Annotated in this window: 13 protein-coding genes and 1 pseudogene; 10 read left to right on the forward strand and 4 right to left on the reverse strand. The window is 68.3% G+C overall.

Annotated features, from left to right (window positions below):
• Window positions 1-159 precede the first annotated feature (159 nt).
• Genes ACT4N3_RS13450 through ligD form a run of 3 tightly spaced genes read left to right on the forward strand, consistent with a single transcriptional unit; the run spans window position 160 to window position 4,232 of the window.
• Window positions 160-891 carry a hypothetical protein gene (locus tag ACT4N3_RS13450; RefSeq protein ID WP_444855737.1) on the forward strand — a complete coding sequence of 244 codons (732 nt, stop codon included), beginning with the start codon at window positions 160-162 and terminating at the stop codon, window positions 889-891.
• Window positions 892-920: 29 nt separating this feature from the next.
• The gene (gene ku / locus ACT4N3_RS13455; RefSeq protein ID WP_444855738.1) at window positions 921-1,781 is read left to right on the forward strand and encodes a non-homologous end joining protein Ku; all 861 of its coding nucleotides are present in this window, start codon (window positions 921-923) and stop codon (window positions 1,779-1,781) included.
• Between the two features lie 6 nt (window positions 1,782-1,787).
• Window positions 1,788-4,232, forward strand: coding sequence for a DNA ligase D (ligD, locus tag ACT4N3_RS13460; RefSeq protein ID WP_444855739.1), 2,445 nt, complete (start codon window positions 1,788-1,790; stop codon window positions 4,230-4,232).
• On the opposite strand, the gene ACT4N3_RS13465 is transcribed toward ligD, so the two are convergent.
• Window positions 4,229-4,666, reverse strand: coding sequence for a helix-turn-helix domain-containing protein (locus tag ACT4N3_RS13465; RefSeq protein WP_444855740.1), 438 nt, complete (start codon window positions 4,664-4,666; stop codon window positions 4,229-4,231). The two genes, ligD and ACT4N3_RS13465, sit on opposite strands and share 4 nt — an antisense overlap.
• A 210-nt stretch (window positions 4,667-4,876) precedes the next feature.
• Between ACT4N3_RS13465 and ACT4N3_RS13470 the strand changes: the two genes are divergently transcribed.
• From ACT4N3_RS13470 to ACT4N3_RS13490, 5 genes are all read left to right on the forward strand, one after another.
• On the forward strand, window positions 4,877-5,248 hold the full coding sequence (locus ACT4N3_RS13470) for a BlaI/MecI/CopY family transcriptional regulator (RefSeq protein WP_444855741.1): 372 nt from the start codon (window positions 4,877-4,879) through the stop codon (window positions 5,246-5,248).
• Window positions 5,249-5,326: 78 nt separating this feature from the next.
• Window positions 5,327-7,405: a S46 family peptidase gene (locus ACT4N3_RS13475; RefSeq protein ID WP_444855742.1), complete on the forward strand. Its 2,079-nt coding sequence runs from the start codon at window positions 5,327-5,329 to the stop codon at window positions 7,403-7,405.
• An 84-nt stretch (window positions 7,406-7,489) separates the two neighbouring features.
• On the forward strand, window positions 7,490-8,698 hold the full coding sequence (locus ACT4N3_RS13480; protein WP_444855743.1) for a toxic anion resistance protein: 1,209 nt from the start codon (window positions 7,490-7,492) through the stop codon (window positions 8,696-8,698).
• A 9-nt stretch (window positions 8,699-8,707) separates the two neighbouring features.
• Window positions 8,708-9,442 (forward strand): hypothetical protein, encoded by a 735-nt coding sequence (locus tag ACT4N3_RS13485; RefSeq protein ID WP_444855744.1) that lies wholly within the window; start codon window positions 8,708-8,710, stop codon window positions 9,440-9,442.
• Window positions 9,439-10,173: a hypothetical protein gene (locus ACT4N3_RS13490; protein WP_444855745.1), complete on the forward strand. Its 735-nt coding sequence runs from the start codon at window positions 9,439-9,441 to the stop codon at window positions 10,171-10,173. Before ACT4N3_RS13485 ends, ACT4N3_RS13490 begins: the two co-directional genes overlap by 4 nt.
• Here ACT4N3_RS13490 and ACT4N3_RS13495 read toward each other — a convergent pair.
• Both ACT4N3_RS13495 and ACT4N3_RS13500 read right to left on the reverse strand, forming a co-directional pair.
• Window positions 10,159-11,316 carry an aminotransferase gene (locus ACT4N3_RS13495; protein ID WP_444855746.1) on the reverse strand — a complete coding sequence of 386 codons (1,158 nt, stop codon included), beginning with the start codon at window positions 11,314-11,316 and terminating at the stop codon, window positions 10,159-10,161. The genes ACT4N3_RS13490 and ACT4N3_RS13495 overlap by 15 nt on opposite strands.
• Window positions 11,317-11,352: 36 nt before the next feature.
• On the reverse strand, window positions 11,353-12,543 hold the full coding sequence (locus tag ACT4N3_RS13500) for a cell wall hydrolase (RefSeq protein ID WP_444855747.1): 1,191 nt from the start codon (window positions 12,541-12,543) through the stop codon (window positions 11,353-11,355).
• Window positions 12,544-12,752: 209 nt separating this feature from the next.
• Here ACT4N3_RS13500 and acs point away from each other — a divergent pair.
• Window positions 12,753-14,675, forward strand: a pseudogene (gene acs, locus ACT4N3_RS13505) (acetate--CoA ligase).
• Complete coding sequence (locus ACT4N3_RS13510) at window positions 14,672-15,631, forward strand: glucokinase (protein ID WP_444855748.1); 960 nt, start codon at window positions 14,672-14,674, stop codon at window positions 15,629-15,631. The pseudogene acs and the gene ACT4N3_RS13510 overlap by 4 nt, the downstream one beginning before the upstream one ends.
• Here the strand turns inward: ACT4N3_RS13510 and ACT4N3_RS13515 are convergent.
• On the reverse strand, window positions 15,628-16,392 hold a 765-nt coding region (locus tag ACT4N3_RS13515), incomplete at its 5' end, for an acyl-CoA dehydrogenase family protein (protein ID WP_444855749.1). The genes ACT4N3_RS13510 and ACT4N3_RS13515 overlap by 4 nt on opposite strands.

Here is a 16,392-nt window from a genome sequence, read left to right on the forward strand (position 1 = left end):
TATCGGTTCGTCGCGACGGTTGAGCCGTTCGGCGCTGACGCTTCCGCGGGCCTTGAAGGTTCAGCCCACCCCATGGGCGGGTCGTCCCGTTCCCCGGACGGGACTTCGGATCGCGGGGCGATCCGAACCCACCCATCCTCCCCATCAAGGGGAAGGGAGATGACTTCCTGGCGGCGTGTCCTGCTGCTCGGCGGCGCAGGGACGATCGGGGCCGGGCTTGCGGGCGTGATCGGCGGGCTTGCCTACGGTTTCGCCGCCGCCTCGGTTCCGGCGGCGCCGGGCAGCGGGGCGGTTTCGGTGGTGCTGCTCCTGCTCTGGCTGACGACCGCGGCGGCGCGGATGGGCGGCGCTGCGGTGAGCTTCGGGATCGCAGCGGCGGGTCTGGCCCGGTCGCGGCTCTGGGCGATCGCCGGGGGCGCGCTCGGCGGCATGGTCGTGGGCGGCGTCGTGAAGCTGCTCGGGCTCGACGCGTTCAACCTCTTGCTCGGCCAATCGCCGGGCGACATCACCGGCGCGGGCGAAGGCGTGCTGCTCGGCGGCGCGGTCGGGGTCGGGGCATGGTTGGCGGCCGGCGGCCGATCGCTTCGCCGCGGCGTCGCCCTCGCCGCCTTGGCCGGCGGCGGCGGCGGCGTGCTGATCGCTTTGCTCGGCGGCCGGCTGATGGGCGGCAGCCTGGCCTTGCTCGCCAGCCAGCTGCCGGGCTCGCGCCTGCGGCTCGACGCGATCGGCGGCCTGTTCGGCGAGGAGGGCTTCGGCCCGATCAGCCAGATCGTGACGAGCGGCCTCGAAGGGGCGCTGTTCGGCGGATGCGTCGTCGGCGCGATCGGCCTCGCGCGGCGCAGCCTGCAATCGCGCGACCAGGAGGGAACCCTCCCCTCTCCCGTCGATTGACTCGCCTGCGGCACGATTCGGAGGCAGACATGGCGGCGCGCGCATATTGGAAGGGGCAGATCAGGCTGGCTCTGGTCTCGATCCCGGTCGAGATCTATTCGGCGACCAAGAGCGGCGCGACGATCGCGTTCAACCAGATCCACGAGCCGACCGGAAAACGGATCAAATATGAGAAGGTCGTGCCGGGCATCGGCCCCGTCGACGCCGAGGACATCGTCAAGGGCTACCAATATTCGAAGGGCCATTACGTCACCTTCGACGAGGAGGAGCTGGAGGCGGTGAAGCTCGAGAGCAAGAAGACGCTCGAGCTGACCCAGTTCGTCGATTCCGGCGAGATCGACCCGCTTTACTACGAGCGGCCTTATTATGTCGTGCCGGCGGACGACCTCGCCGAGGAGGCGTTCATCGTCCTGCGCGAGGCGCTGAAAAGCAGCGGCAAGGTGGCCTTGGGCCAGCTCGCGATGCGCGGCCGCGAATATATGGTCAGTCTGAAGCCCTGCGGCCGCGGCATCCTGCTGGAGACGATGCGCTATGCCGACGAGGTCACCAAGGCGCAGGGCTATTTCCGCGACATCGGCGATGCCAAGCCGGACGCGGAGCTGCTCGAAATGGCGGGCGCGCTGATCGACCGGAAGACCGCGAAGTTCGACCCGAACAAGTTCCACGACCGCTATGTCGACGCGCTGAAGGAGCTGATCGCGAAGAAGCGCAAGACCGGCAAGCGGATCGAGGCCGAGGAGGAGGAGCCCGAGCCGCGCGGCTCCAACGTCATCGACCTGATGGCGGCATTGAAGCGGTCGATCGAAAAGCCGGGCGCGCGCAAGGCACCGGCGAAGAAGGTGGCCGCGAAGAAGACCGCGCCGGCGCGGAAGCGAGCGGCGAGCCGCTGATCGACTATGGCGCCCAAGGCCGATCCGCTCGCCACCTATAACCGCAAGCGGGACTTCGCGAAGACTGCGGAGCCGGCCGGCAAGGTCGCTGCCAAGCGCGCCAGGAAGCGCATCTTCATGGTGCAGAAGCATGACGCGACCCGGCTCCATTACGATTTCCGGCTGGAGCTGGACGGGACGCTGAAGAGCTGGGCGGTGACGCGCGGGCCGAGCCTCGATCCGGCCGACAATAGGCTCGCGGTGCGCACCGAAGACCATCCGATGAGCTATGCGACGTTTGAAGGCACGATCCCGAAAGGCCAATATGGCGGCGGCACGGTGATGCTCTGGGACCGCGGCACCTGGGAGCCGGAGCCGGGCAAGGACCCGGCGAAGACGATCAGGGACGGTCATCTCCACTTCACCCTCCATGGCGAGCGGATGAAGGGCGAATGGGTGATGTTCCGGATGAAACCGCGCGGCAAGGAGCGGAACGAGTACTGGATCCTGAAGAAGGTCGACGACGATTTCGCCGGCAGCTCGACCGGGCTGACGGACGTGCATCTGACCTCGGTCGAGACGGGGCGGACGCTGACTCAGATCGCCGAGGGAAAGAAGGCATCGCGCCGGAAAGCGTCGGCCAAGCGCGCTGCCGGCGGCAAAATGCCGAAGTTCCGGCAGCCGCAAAAGGCGACGCTCGTCGATCACGTCCCGGCCGGCGCGGGCTGGCTCTTCGAGATGAAATATGACGGCTATCGCTGCCTGCTCGCCGTGGCGGGCGGCGCGGCGCGTATTTTCACGCGCACCGGGCTCGACTGGACGGACAAGTTTCCCGAGATCGGCGAGGCAGCGGCGGGGCTAGACGTTGGGTCTGCGCTGCTCGACGGCGAGATCGTAAGCGTCGACGACAAGGGCAGCACCAATTTCTCCGCGCTGCAGGAGGCGATCGGCAATGGCGGGCGCGGCCTGACCCTGTTCCTGTTCGACGCGCTGGAGATCGACGGCGAGGATCTGGCCAAACGGCCCAATGTCGAGCGCAAGGCGCGGCTCGCGGCGGCGCTCGGCACGGGCGCGCCGCCCTTCATCCTCTATGCCGATCATGTCGTCGGCAAGGGCGAGCGTTTGTTCGACGCGATGTGCGCCGCCGGCCAGGAGGGCGTGATCGCCAAGAAGGCCGACGCGCCCTATCGCGGCGCGCGGACGAAGAGCTGGCTCAAGGTCAAATGCACCAACCGGCAGGAGCTGGTGATCATCGGCTGGACGCCGAGCGACAAGAAGGGGCGCGGGTTTCGGTCGCTGCTGCTGGCCCTGAACGAGGGTGGGAGGCTGCGTTACGCCGGCAAGGTCGGGACGGGCTTCAGCCAGGCGACGCAGAACGATCTGCGCGATAAACTGGATGCGCTTGCCGTCGAGACGGCGCCGGTCGAAGTGCCGCGGGCCGAGGCGCGGGGCGCGCGCTGGGTGAAGCCGAAACTGGTCGCGGAGATTGCGTTCGCCGAGTTCACGGCCGACAATGTCGTCCGCCATGCGAGCTTCCTCGGCCTTCGCGGCGACAAGCCGGCCCAGCAGGTGGTGAAGGAGACGGCCGCGGCCGCGCCGGCCGAGGCGGCGGATGAGGTGAAGATCAGCAATCCGGACCGGATGATCTTCCCGGAGTCGAAAGTCACCAAGGGCGGCCTCGCCGATTATTACCGCGCGGTTGCGCCGCTGATGCTGGAATGGCTGGCGGGCCGGCCGGTCAGCCTGGTCCGCTGCCCCCAGGGCCGGGCGCGCAAATGCTTCTTCCAGAAACATGACAGCGGCAGCTTCGGGCCCCACGTCCATCACGTCCCGATCAAGGAGAAGGACGGCGGCACGGAAGACTATCTCTATGTCGAGGACGCGGCGGGGCTGCTGACCTGCGTCCAGATGGGAACGATCGAGTTCCACGGCTGGGGCAGCCAAGTCGCCGATGTCGAGCGGCCGGACCGGCTGGTGTTCGATCTCGACCCGGACGAGGGCCTGGGCTTCGACAAGGTGAGACAAGCGGCGCACGACATCCGCCGTCATCTTGCCGACATCGGCCTCACCACCTTTCCGATGCTGACCGGCGGCAAGGGCCTGCACATCATCGCGCCGCTGATGCCGGACGCGGAATGGCCGGCGGTCAAGGATTTCGCCCAGCGCTTCGCGATGGCGCTCGCCGAGGCCGAGCCGGAGCGCTTCACCGCGACGCTTTCGAAGGCGAAGCGCGCGGGGAAGATCTTCATCGATTATCTGAGGAACCAGCGCGGATCGACCGCGATCCTGCCTTATTCGGCCCGGGCGCGAGATAACGCGCCGGTCGCCGCGCCGATCAACTGGGACGAGCTGGAGGATTTCGCCGGCGGCAACGCCTTCACCGTCAAGAATCGAAAGACCCTGATCGAGCGCGCCGCGAGCCGGGCGCTCAAGGGCTGGGGCGAAGCGGCGCAGACCCTGCCGGACGTCTAGCCGGCCTCGCGCGCCGTCATCGCATAACGTTGCGGCGGCACGCCGAAATGCTTGCGGAAGGCGTGGCTCAGGGCGACCGCGTCCGAATAGCCGATCAGCTCCGCCGCCTGGGCGACCGAGCCCCTGCCCGCCGCCAGGAAGCGCGCCGCCCGCTCCAGCCTGAGCGCGCGGTGATAGGAGACGGGCGCCTCCCCGAACGCGCGCTTGAAATAGCGGGCGAGATGGAATTGCGAGAGCCGCGCGACCGAGGCCAATTCGGCGAGCGCGACGCTGCGGTCGAGATGATCGTGAAGATGGGCGCGGGCGCGCTCGAGCCGCCGAAAGATGTCGCGCCGGGTCGAAGGCTTGGCGATATCGAGACCGTCCGAATGGCATAAAGGAACCGGGGTGAGCTGCGCGATCGGAAGCAGTTCCAGCGGCGAGAAGAACGCCATTCATGCTCTCCCTGTCAGGCATCGACAATGTTGCGCGGCGAAGCTGAACGCCAGCTTACTCGCTACAATTGTAGCAGGCATTTGATCGAAATCGACGCGTTACCGGTCGAAAAACGCAAGCCCGATCAAGTCATAAGCACGAGCGGTCATGGCGCAGCCGCGGGCGGGCCGTCATTCCGGGCCGAGGGTCGGCGTTCTTTCGAGGCGATCATGCTCTCCCCCATCATCGATACGGAGGACGCGGACCCCGCCTTGCTGCGGCGGCTGCCGCCGCGGGAAAGACAGCTCGCTGGAATCGTCAGCCGGCTCGGCGAGGCAAGCGCGTCCGAGATCCAGACCGCCTTGCCCGATCCGATCAGCAATGCAGCGGTGCGCTCGATGCTGCGCCGGCTGGAAGTCAAGGGTGTGCTGGTCCGCTACCGCCATGGGCGCAAGTTTCTCTACGCGCCGGCGCCGGTGGATCGGCACGGCGAGGCGGCGCTGCGCAAGGTCAGCCGCGAGCATTTCTCGGGCAGCATGGCGCGGGCGGCGGCCGCGATGGCGAGCCTGATCGTCGCCGACGCGACCCGCGCACAGCGATAGGCAAGCCCGAGCAAGGGCGCATGGCGGCGGTCGCCGGGCGGTGCTAGGCGAACGCCGAACCTGCCCCGGAGCTTGCCCATGCGCCGCATCCTTTTCGTATCCCTGCTGCTCGCCTCGACCGCCGCTGCCGCCGAGGAAGGTATGTGGACCTTCGACAATTTCCCAATCGCGGCGGCAAACCGGGCGCTCGGCACGCGGATCGACCAAGCCTGGCTCGACCGGGTGCGCATGGCGTCGGCACGGACGTCCAATTGCTCGGCCGGCATCGTCTCGGCCGAAGGGCTGATCCTCACCAACGAGCATTGCGTCGCCACCTGCGTCGCGAACCTCTCGACCCCGGAACGGGACTATGCCGTGCTCGGCTTCACCCCGGCGAGCCGCGCCGAGGAGCGTCGGTGCCCCGGCATGATCATCGAGGTACTGACCGGTATCGACGACGTGACGGCGCGGATGCAGGCGGCCGGGCGCGGCCTTTCCGGCCAGGCCTTCACCCAGGCGCGCGACGCCGAGGCGGGACGGATCGAGAGTGAGACCTGCGGCCGCGACGAAACCCGCCGCTGCCAGGTCGTGACCCTTTATCGCGGCGGCCAGTTCAAGCTCTACACCTACCGCCGCTACACCGACGTCCGCCTGGCCTTCGCGCCGGAGCATCGGGCGGCGGCGTTCGGCGGCGACCTCGACAATTTCAGCTTCCCGCGCTTCGGCCTCGATGCGGCTTTGATCCGAATCTACGAGAATGACGCGCCGGTCTCGACGCCGAACCATTTCCGCTGGACCGAGGCGCCGCCGACGCCGGAGCAGCCGGTCTTCGTCGCCGGCAGCCCCGGCGCCACCCAGCGGCTGCTAACCCAGGCGCAGCTGATGACGGTGCGCGACATGACGCTGCCGCTCGAGCAGTTGATCTGGTCCGAGCTGCGCGGGCGGCTGATCCGGTTCCGCGAGGAGAGCGCCGAGAACCGGTTCATCGCGGCCGACGCGCTGAGCGGGATCGAGAACAGCTACAAGCGCGGGATCGGGCGAATGCGGGCGCTGATCGACGCGCGCTTCATGGCGGGTCGCGAAGCGGCGGAGGCCGATTTCCGCCGCCGCGTCGCCGGCAATGCCGAGCTGACGCGGGAGATCGGCGATCCCTGGGCCGACCTCGCCGCGTTGCAAGCCGAAACGCGCCGGCTCTATCCCGCCTTCTACATGCTCGAAACGCGGGCCGCCGGCGGGTCGCAGCTGTTCACCTGGGCCAACCAGATCGTCCGCGCGGCGCAGGAGCGGGCGCGTCCAAGCGCCGAGCGGCTGGCGGAATATGGCGAGGCGCGGCTGCCCGCCGTGCAGCGCCAGGTGCTCGCCGAGCGGCCGACCTATCCGGCGCTCGATACGCTGCAACTGAGCTGGTGGCTGGAAAAGACGCGCGAGATTCTGACCGTCGACGATCCGCGCATCCGCCGGCTGCTCGGCGATGAATCGCCCGAGGCGCTGGCGCGGCGGGTAATGTCCGGCACGCGGCTGGGCGACCCGGCGGTGCGCCGGGCGCTGTGGGAGGGCGGCCTCGCCGCCGTCGAGGCCTCGGACGATCCGCTGATTCGTTTCGTGCTCGCGATCCAGCCGGTCACCCGCGGCGCACGGCGCGACTATGAGGACCGGGTCCAGGCGGCGACCGACCGGGCGAGCGAGGCACTCGCCCGTGCCCGCTTCGCGGCCTACGGCACCAGCCTCTATCCCGACGCGACCGGCACGCTGCGCCTGACTTACGGCCGCATTCGCGGCTGGACCAGCGAAGGGCGCACCGTCGAGCCGCGCACCACCTTCGCCGGCCTCTGGGCCCGAGCGACCGGGGCCGAACCCTTCGACCTCGCGCCGCGCCTTGCCGCCGCCCGACCGCGCATCCCGGCCGATACCGTCCTCAACGTCTCCGCTTCGACCGACACGATCGGCGGTTCGTCCGGATCGCCGGCGGTCAATGCGGCGGGCGAGATCGTCGGCGCGAACTTCGATTCCACCGTCCTCACCCAGCGCAACGCTTATGGCTATGACCCCGAGGTCAACCGCTCGGTGCTCGTTACCACCGCCGCGGTCACCGCCGCCTTGCGCCACGCCTACGGGATGGAACACCTGCTCGCCGAGCTTGGCGTCGGCGGTCGGCGAGGCGGGCGTCGGACACGGTGACTTAGTGAAATAATACACTTTCTCCCTTGCGCTTGGGGGCGCGAACCCCCAATCTCGCGCGGACAAAGGAGACGGGGACTTAACATGGCCACCCAGACCGAGACGACGACCGAGACCGCCAGCACGCTGACGCTCGACCCGCCCGCGGCGCTGCAGAACGTGGCGCCCGCCCAGGCCGCCGGCCTGGTGCCGCTCAAGGACGAGCAGAAGAGCGAGCTGGAGGAGAAGGTCGACGGCTTCATCAACGAGCTGGTCGCGCTCGACGCCAATTCGCCGGATTTCGGCAAGAAGGTCGATCAGCTGACGACGATGGGCCGCCGGGAAATCATGGAAGCGGCGGGCCATTCGAATCGCTTCCTCGACCGGCCGGTGAAGGCGATCGACAAGGACACCGGGATCGGCGCGAACCTGACCGAGCTCAGGAAGACGGTCGAGGAGCTCGACCCCGGCCGGGGCGTCAAGCCGCGCAAATTGTTCGGGATCATCCCGTGGGGCAATTCGCTGCGCGGCTATTTCATGAAATACCAGTCGGCGCAGACCCATATCGCGTCGATCCTGAACGCTTTGGGCTCCGGCAAGGACGAGCTGCTCAAGGACAATGCGGCGATCGACGTCGAGCGCGCCAATATGTGGAAGACGATGGGCAAGCTCGAGCAGATGATCCACATCTCCAAGACGCTCGACCAGAAGCTGGAGGACAAGGCGAACGAGCTCGACGCGACCGAGCCGGCCAAAGCCAAGGCGATCCGCGAGACCGCTTTGTTCTACACCCGCCAGCGGACCACCGATCTGCTGACCCAGATGGCGGTGACCGTGCAGGGCTATCTGGCGCTCGATCTGGTCAAGAAGAACAATGTCGAGCTGGTGAAGGGCGTCGACCGCGCCTCCACCACCACCGTCTCGGCGCTGCGCACGGCGGTCACGGTCGCCCAGGCGCTGACCAACCAGCGGCTGGTGCTGAACCAGATCACCGCGCTCAACACGACGACCGCGAACATGATCGAGCGGACCGGCGAGTTGCTCAAGAGCCAGACCGGCGAGATTCACAAGCAGGCCGCGAGCGCCACCATCCCGCTGGAGACGCTCCAGCGCGCCTTCCAGAACATCTACGACACGATGGACACGATCGACCGCTTCAAGATCGAGGCGCTCGGCAACATGAAGCAGACGGTCGAGACGCTGGGCAAGGAAGTCGAGAAGAGCAAGGGCTATATCGCCCGCGCCGAAGGCGTCGAGCAGAACCGCCAGATCGGCACCACCGCCGAAAGCCCGTTCACGGCACTGGAGGGCTAGCCCGGCCCGATGAGCACGTCCCGCCAGGTCAACCAGGCGATCGCCCGCTTCGACGAGGTGATGGGCCGCATCGATCGCGGCGCGCCGGCGCGCGAGGCGGCGGCGCGGCAGGTGTCGCGCGGGGCGCTGGCGATCGGCCGCAAGGTCGCCAACATCTCCATCGCCTCGGCGGTGATCCTGACCGGCGCGGTGATCGCGGGCCTCATCCTCAATGGCATCGGGCTGACCGGCCTGTTCATCGTGTTCAGCCTGATGTTCCTCGCCGTCATCACCTTCTCGATGTGGCCGGGCGAGCGGCCGATCGTCGATTATAAGGAAGACATGCCGAACCATGCGGTGGTGCAGCGGCTCGGCACCTTGCTCGATCGCAAGCGGCCCGCCCTTCCCGCCCCGGCGGCCAGCCGGATCGACGCGATCAGCCGCCAGCTGCCGCTGCTGGAGAGCCGGCTCGGCGACACCAACCAGCTCGACCCGCTGGCGCAGGACGCACGGCGGCTGATGGGCAAGCACCTGCCGGAGCTGATCGAGCGCTACGAGCGCGTGCCCGAAGCCTATCGCGGCGAGCGGGACGGCGAAGGGCTGACGGTCGATCAGCGCCTGATCCAGGGGCTCGATGCGGCCAATTCGGCGCTCGACGATCTTGGCCGGCGGCTGGCGCGCGAGGACCTCAACGCGTTCGAGACGCAAGGGCGGTTCATCGAGAGCCGCTACAAGGACGGCGGGGAGACCGCCCCGCCGCAATGAGCAGGGATTTGGAGCGCGTCCTCGTCGAGACCGAGGACTTCCTGATGCGGCAGATCGGCAGCAATGCCGCGCGTCAGGCGCATATGCGCCGGGTGCGGCGCGGCTTCGGCGAGGCGTTCGGCCGGGGACGGCGCGCGGCGATCATCTTCATCGGCCTGATCTTCTCCCTGATCATCGCCAGCATCGCCGGCGCCTCGGTGGGGTTCTTCACTTGGCTGATCGCATTGCCCGCCTTCTTCCTCGCCGCTTTGGTCAGCCTCAGCTTCCCGACGCGCGGCTCGCGGCGGCGCGAGCCGGCGATTTCGCACGAGGAGGCGCTGCAGCGCATGCCGCTCGCCACGCTCGCCGACCGTTGCGGCGAATATCTGGCCGACCGCGCGTCAGACCTGCCGCGCGCGGCACTGCCGGCGGCCGACCAGATCCTGGCGCGTCTGAGCCAGCTGCAGCCGCATCTCGCCAATCTGCGGGCCAACGAGCCGATCGCGGGCGAGGCCCGCCGGCTGATCGGCGGCCATTTGCCGCGGCTGGTCGATTCCTGGCTGGCGCTGCCGCCAGGCGAGCGCGGCGCCGCATCGGAGAATAGCCGGCGAATCAGCGAAAGCCTCGACATCGTCGCCGACGAGCTGGCCGAGATCTGCCGCAACCTCGACGCGTGCCGGAATTCCAGCTTCGTGGTCGAGCACCGCTTCATCGAAACCCGCTATCGGGACGGCGAGCTAGACCGCGAATAGCCGCCGCGCTGTCGCCAGCCGTTCCACCCCGGCGTCGATCGTCGCGTCGGTCTTAGCGAAGCAGACACGGATCGTCGTGTCGACCGGCGCCTCGGCATAAAGCGAGGAGAGCGGGATCGCGGCGACGCCGGCCTCGGCGACGGCGCGCTCGCAAAAGGCGCGATCGTCGAGCGCAATGCCGGAGGCGGCGAGATCGAGGGTCATGAAATAGGTGCCCTCGGCCGGCAGCACGGAATAGCCTGCCTGTCCCAACCCGGCGCGCATCCGATCGCGCGCGACCGAGAAGGCGGCGCGCGTCCGCTCGAAATAGCCGTCTTCCTTGCCGAGACCGTAAGCGACCGCCGCCTGCAGGTTCGGCGCGGTGGTGAAGGTGACGAACTGGTGCGCCTTGGCGATCGTCTCGGCGAGCGCCGGCGGCGCCACCGCCCAGCCGACCTTCCAGCCGGTCAGCGAGAAGATCTTGCCGGCTGACCCGACCTTCACCACCCGCTCGGCCATGCCGGGCAGCGCGGCGAGCGGGACGTGCGCGGCATCGTCGAAGACCAGCTCCTCCCAGACCTCGTCCGATAGCACCAGCGCATCGTGGCGGATGCAGAAATCGGCGAGGATCGCCAGCTCCTCGCGATCGAACACGCGGGCGGTGGGGTTATGGGGATTGTTGAACAGGACGAGGCGCGTGCGGGGCGTGAACGCGGCCGACAACGCCTCCTCGGTCAGCCGCCAGCCGGGCGGCGTCAGCCGGGCAAGGCGCGGCATGCCTCCGGCGCGCAGAACCAGTGGCAGATAAGCGTCGTAAAGGGGCTGGATCAGCACCACTTCGTCGCCGGGCGTGATGAGGGCGAGCAGGCTGGCGGCGATCGCTTCGGTTGCGCCGGACGTGACGACGACCTGATCGGGCGATGCAGCCAGCCCCTGTCGGCGGCCGTAATAAGCCGCGACCGCCGCGCGCAGCGCCGGCTGGCCGCGCATCGGCGGATATTGGTTCGAGCCGGAGGTCAGCGCCTCGGCCGCCTTGGCGACGACATCGTCGGGCCAGCCGAAATCGGGGAATCCCTGGCCCAGATTCACGGCGTCATGGGTGCGGGCGAGCCCGGACATATGCTCGAAGATCGATGTCGGCTGCTCGGCGAAGATCGGGTTCATCGCCTCATCCTATCGCGCCGGGACGCGACGCGACAGCTAGTCGAGCGGCAATGGTGTCTGCGCGGCGCCGCCCGGCGCGGGTGGGGCAACGACCGCCGGCGGCGGATTCTCGTCGGCGGACGGCGCGGCCCAGCGGCCGAGCGGGCGCTGCTGCGGAGCCGCGGCTTGCTGATCATCGCCGGTCAGCGCCCAGCGCTGGCTGTTGGTCATCGCCGGATTGGCGCGGATCTGCTCGCGGGCGAGCTCGGTCGCCGCGCCGCGCTGCATCGGCTCGTAGCGGCGCAGCACGGCGCGCTGGAAGCTGTCGACCGAGCCGCCCTGCGCCATCGCTTCCCGCGCGGCCGCCGCCGCGAGCGCGTCCCGATCACCGCCGGCCGCAGCGGCAAGCGCCCGCTCCTGCATCGTCGGCTGGCCGAAGCCGCCGCGCCAGGCGATCGCCGGCTCGGCGCCGCGATAGCGGTTCAGGAAGGCCGGCGGCCGGCCCCAGCCGCCCCGCCAGCGATAGAAAATGTGGGCGCCGACGGTGACCGTCTTGACCAGGCTCGAGGCCCAGTAAGGCACGACATAATTGGCATGATAATGGGTCGCCCAGCCGGCCGGCGCATAGACGAAGCCATTCAGCGCCGCATCGGCGACCGTACGCGCCCGGTTCCACACCGCCGGCATCGGTGTGCGGCGGAGCGAGCCGTCGCAGGAGAAGCTGAACTGGCAGCCTGTGGAGCGCCGCGCGCCTTCGAAGACGACGCCGCAAACCGTCGAGGGATAAGCGGGGTGGCGAACGCGGTTCAGCACCACCTGCGCGACGCCACGCTGACCGTCGGTCGATTCGTTGGCGGCCTCATAATAGATGGCGGCGGTCAGGCAATCGAGCGCGCGGAGCCGCTCAGCATCGCCTGCGCCGTTCATCAGGAAGGGCCGCGCGGCCGGATTGGCGACATTGGCGGTCGGGATCGACTCGTTGATCGCCAGCGCGTCCTGCACGCTGACCTGGCGCAGCGCGGTCGCCGAGGTCGCAAGGGTCGCACGGCGCAGCTCCTCGCGCACCGCCGGCGTTGCCGCCGCCTCGGCATAGAAAGCGGCGTCTGCGGACGGATCGCGGCGAACGATGCCCACCAGCGTGATGACGAAAAGCACCGCGATCAGCAGCGAGGCGACGCCGGCGCGCCAATGGTCGCGCAGCAACGCCAGCAGGTCAGGCCGTTCGTCAGAGATGGCGATAGTCGTCACGATGCGGCGTTCTCAAATCCCACACAAACTCAGGCTGTATTATATAGCTAATACGGCATCTCGCCGCAAGGCGGACCGTGCGCTACCGAAACGATGGCCGCGCCGCAACGCGAACGCGACCCCCCGCGCCTCTGCCGAGATAGGCCGTTGCACTCTCAGTTCAACCGCCGCGGCTGGTTTCCGTTCCGCGCCGGGGTTATGCCGACGCCATGGCCGAGACGATCCCGCCCCCTGAAAGCGCGACCCGGGACACGCATTGCACCGCCAAGCAATATGCGGCGCTCTATCGCCGATCGCTCGAAGATCCGGACGGCTTCTGGGCCGAGCAGGCGCGGCGGATCGACTGGAATCAGGCGCCGGCAAGGATCGCGAACTGGTCCTACGATCCGGTGGAAATCAAATGGTTCGAGGACGGTATTCTCAATCTGTGTCATAATTGCGTCGATCGGCATCTGCCCGATCGTGCCGACCAGGTCGCGATCATCTGGGAGGGGGACGAGCCCGGCGTCACGCGGCGGCTGACCTATGCCGAGCTGCACACCGAAGTCGTGCGGATGGCGAACGCGCTGAAGGCGCTCGGCGCCCGCAAGGGCGACCGGATCACGCTCTATCTGCCGATGACCCCCGAAGCGGCGGTGGCAATGCTGGCCTGCGCGCGGATCGGCGCGATCCACAGCGTCGTCTTCGGCGGCTTCTCGCCGGAAGCGCTGCACGGCCGGATCGAGGATTGCGGCAGCAGACTGGTTGTTACCGCCGACGGGGGAACGCGCGGCGGGAAGCTGGTGCCGCTCAAGGCCAATGTCGACGCCGCGCTGGAGCAGCCGTCACCCGTCGAGGCGGTGCTGATTGTACGCCACGCCGGCAATGACGTGGCGATGCGGCCCGGCCGCGACCATTGGCTTGAGGAACTTGCCGCCGAGGGCGACTGCCCCTGCGAGCCGATGGGTGCCGAGGACCCGCTCTTCATCCTCTACACGTCGGGCTCGACCGGGAAGCCGAAGGGCGTGCTGCACACGACCGGCGGCTATGCGGTGTGGACCGCGACCACCTTCCATTATGTCTTCGACTATCGGCCCGGCGAGATTTTCTGGTGCACCGCCGATGTCGGCTGGGTGACGGGCCACAGCTATGTCGTTTACGGCCCGCTCGCCAACGGCGCGACCAGCTTCATGGTCGCGGGCGTGCCCAACTAGCCCGATTCCAGCCGCTTCTGGGACGTGGTCGAGCGGCACAAGATCGACATCTTCTACACCGCCCCGACCGCGATCCGCTCCCTGATGCGCGAGGGCGAGGCGCCGGTGAAGAAGCATGACCGCTCGTCGATCCGGTTGCTCGGCACGGTCGGCGAACCGATCAACCCCGAAGCCTGGCTCTGGTACTGGCGTGTCGTGGGCGAGGAAAACTGCCCGATCGTCGATACGTGGTGGCAGACGGAGACCGGCGGGATCATGATCACCACCCTGCCCGGCGCGCATGCGATGAAACCGGGCTCGGCCGGCCGGCCGTTCTTCGGCATCGAACCGCAACTGGTCGACGGCGAGGGCAAGCTGCTGGAGGGCGAAGCCTCAGGCAATTTGTGCATCGCCCGCTCCTGGCCCGGCCAGATGCGCACCGTCTATGGCGATCACGAGCGCTTCGTGCAAACCTATTTCTCGGCCTACAAAGGCAAATATTTCACCGGCGACGGCTGCCGCCGCGACGCCGACGGCTATTACTGGATCACTGGCCGGGTGGACGACGTGCTCAACGTCTCGGGCCATCGGCTCGGTACTGCGGAAGTGGAGAGCGCCCTGGTTTCCCACCCCTTGGTCGCCGAGGCGGCGGTGGTCGGCTATCCGCACGACATCAAGGGCACCGGCATCTACGCCTATGTGACGCTGAATGTGGGCGTGGAGCCGAGCGGCGCGCTGGAGGGAGAACTCCGCCAGCAGGTGCGGAGCGAGATCGGCCCGATCGCGTCGCCCGATCTGCTCCATTTCACGCCGGCGCTGCCCAAGACCCGATCGGGCAAGATCATGCGCCGCATCCTGAGGAAGATCGCCGAAAACGATTATGGCGCGCTGGGCGATACCTCGACGCTGGCCGATCCGAGCCTGGTCGACGCGCTGATCGAAGGGCGGCGCAACCGGTGACCCGCATCGTCGTCGGCGATATCGGCGGGACGCATTGCCGCCTCGCGATCGCGGAGCTGAGCGAAGGGCAGCGCCCGCAGGTCGAGCCGATGCGGCGCTACCGCTCGCGCGAGCTGCCGGGGCTGGCCGCGGCATGGGCGAAGTTCGCGGCGGAAGAAGGCGGCGAACTGCCGCGCGACGCGGCGCTCGGCGTCGCCGCGCCGATCGAGGGCGAAATGCTCCGCTTCATGAACAACGACTGGCGCATCCCGCGCCACACGATCGCCGACGATCTCGGACTCGACCGGCTGACTCTGCTCAACGATTTCGGCGCGGTCTCGCACGCGGTCTCGATCCTCGGCCGGGACGAGCTGATCCCGCTTTGCGGGTCCGAACAGCTGCCGGAAAACGGCGTGGTCACCGTGATGGGGCCTGGCACAGGTCTCGGTGTCGCGATCCTCGATCAACGCGACGGAGCGGTGCGTATCATCGAGACCGAAGCTTCTCATATCGGCTTATCGCCGCTCGACCCGGAGGAAGAGGGATTGGCCGACGCGCTCGTCGCCCGCTACGGCCGCGCCTCGGTCGAGCGGATCGTGTCCGGGCCGGGGTTGATCGACATCCACCGCTATCTGGGCGGCGGCGAGTGGGATCCGATGAAAGCCGGCGAATTATGGACCGCGGCGATGCGCGGCGAGAACGCCATCGCCGCGCGCGCGCTGGAGATTTTCATCCGCTGCTTCGCCGCGGCGGCCGGCGACATCGCGCTGGCGCAGGGATCGATGGGGGTCGCGATCACCGGCGGCCTCGCCAACCGCATCGCCCCTCTGCTCCGCGCGCCGGCGTTCGAGGCCCGCTTCACCGCCAAAGGGCGATATCGGGATCGGATGCAGCGCACCGCGGTCGTGCTCGCGACGACGGAGGAGCCCGGCCTGCTGGGTGCCGCGGTGGCCTTCCAACGCGAGCACAAAGCCTAGATCGCGCGGCCGATCACTTCCTTCATGATCTCGTTGGTGCCGCCGAAGATGCGGGTGACCCGGGCGTCGCGCCAGAGGCGGGCGATCAGATATTCGTTCATATAGCCGGCGCCGCCGTGGAGCTGGAGCGCGGCGTCGCAGACCTCGAACTGGAGCTCCGTGTGCCAGAGCTTGGCGGCGCTCGCCTCGTCGGCGGCGAGCTGGCCGGTCATGTGCCGGGCGAGCGCCCAATCGAGATGGGCCCAGCCGACCTGGAGCTTGGCCTTCAAATCGGCGAGGGTGAAGCGGGTATTCTGGAACTCGAAGACGGTCCGCCCGAACGCCTTGCGCTCCTTGGTGAACCTCACCGCCTCGTCGAACGCCCGCTGGGCGGAAGCCTGGGCGCCGACCGCGATCTGCAGCCGCTCCTGCGGGAGCTGGTTCATCATGTAGGCGAAGCCCATGCCGGGCGCGCCGATCAGATTGCCCTTGGGGATGCGGACGTCCTGGAAGAACAGCTCCGACGTGTCCTGGCCGTGCAGGCCGATCTTGTCGAGGTTCCGCCCGCGCTGGAAGCCGGGGCGATCCGACTCCACCAGCACCAGCGAAATGCCCTTCGCGCCCTCGCTCGGATCGGTCTTGGCGGCGACGATGATCAGATCGGCATGCTGGCCATTGGTGATATAGGTCTTTGAGCCATTGACGACATAATCGCCGCCATCCGCGATCGCGGTGGTTCGGATGCCCTGCAGGTCCGATCCCGCACCCGGCTCGGTCATCGC

The sequence above is a fragment of the Sphingosinicella sp. genome (assembly GCF_052388015.1).
In the GTDB taxonomy this organism is placed as follows: domain Bacteria; phylum Pseudomonadota; class Alphaproteobacteria; order Sphingomonadales; family Sphingomonadaceae; genus Allosphingosinicella.

What these genes read in the sequence shown, in the direction of transcription:
- ACT4N3_RS13485 (WP_444855744.1), top strand. Translation starts at nt 8,708, where the DNA reads ATGAGCACGTCCCGCCAGGTCAACCAGGCGATCGCCCGCTTCGACGAG.
- ACT4N3_RS13490 (WP_444855745.1), top strand. Translation starts at nt 9,439, where the DNA reads ATGAGCAGGGATTTGGAGCGCGTCCTCGTCGAGACCGAGGACTTCCTG.
- ligD (WP_444855739.1), top strand. Translation starts at nt 1,788, where the DNA reads ATGGCGCCCAAGGCCGATCCGCTCGCCACCTATAACCGCAAGCGGGAC.
- ku (WP_444855738.1), top strand. Translation starts at nt 921, where the DNA reads ATGGCGGCGCGCGCATATTGGAAGGGGCAGATCAGGCTGGCTCTGGTC.
- ACT4N3_RS13480 (WP_444855743.1), top strand. Translation starts at nt 7,490, where the DNA reads ATGGCCACCCAGACCGAGACGACGACCGAGACCGCCAGCACGCTGACG.
- ACT4N3_RS13470 (WP_444855741.1), top strand. Translation starts at nt 4,877, where the DNA reads ATGCTCTCCCCCATCATCGATACGGAGGACGCGGACCCCGCCTTGCTG.
- ACT4N3_RS13495 (WP_444855746.1), bottom strand. Translation starts at nt 11,316, where the DNA reads ATGAACCCGATCTTCGCCGAGCAGCCGACATCGATCTTCGAGCATATG.
- ACT4N3_RS13475 (WP_444855742.1), top strand. Translation starts at nt 5,327, where the DNA reads ATGCGCCGCATCCTTTTCGTATCCCTGCTGCTCGCCTCGACCGCCGCT.
- ACT4N3_RS13450 (WP_444855737.1), top strand. Translation starts at nt 160, where the DNA reads ATGACTTCCTGGCGGCGTGTCCTGCTGCTCGGCGGCGCAGGGACGATC.
- ACT4N3_RS13465 (WP_444855740.1), bottom strand. Translation starts at nt 4,666, where the DNA reads ATGGCGTTCTTCTCGCCGCTGGAACTGCTTCCGATCGCGCAGCTCACC.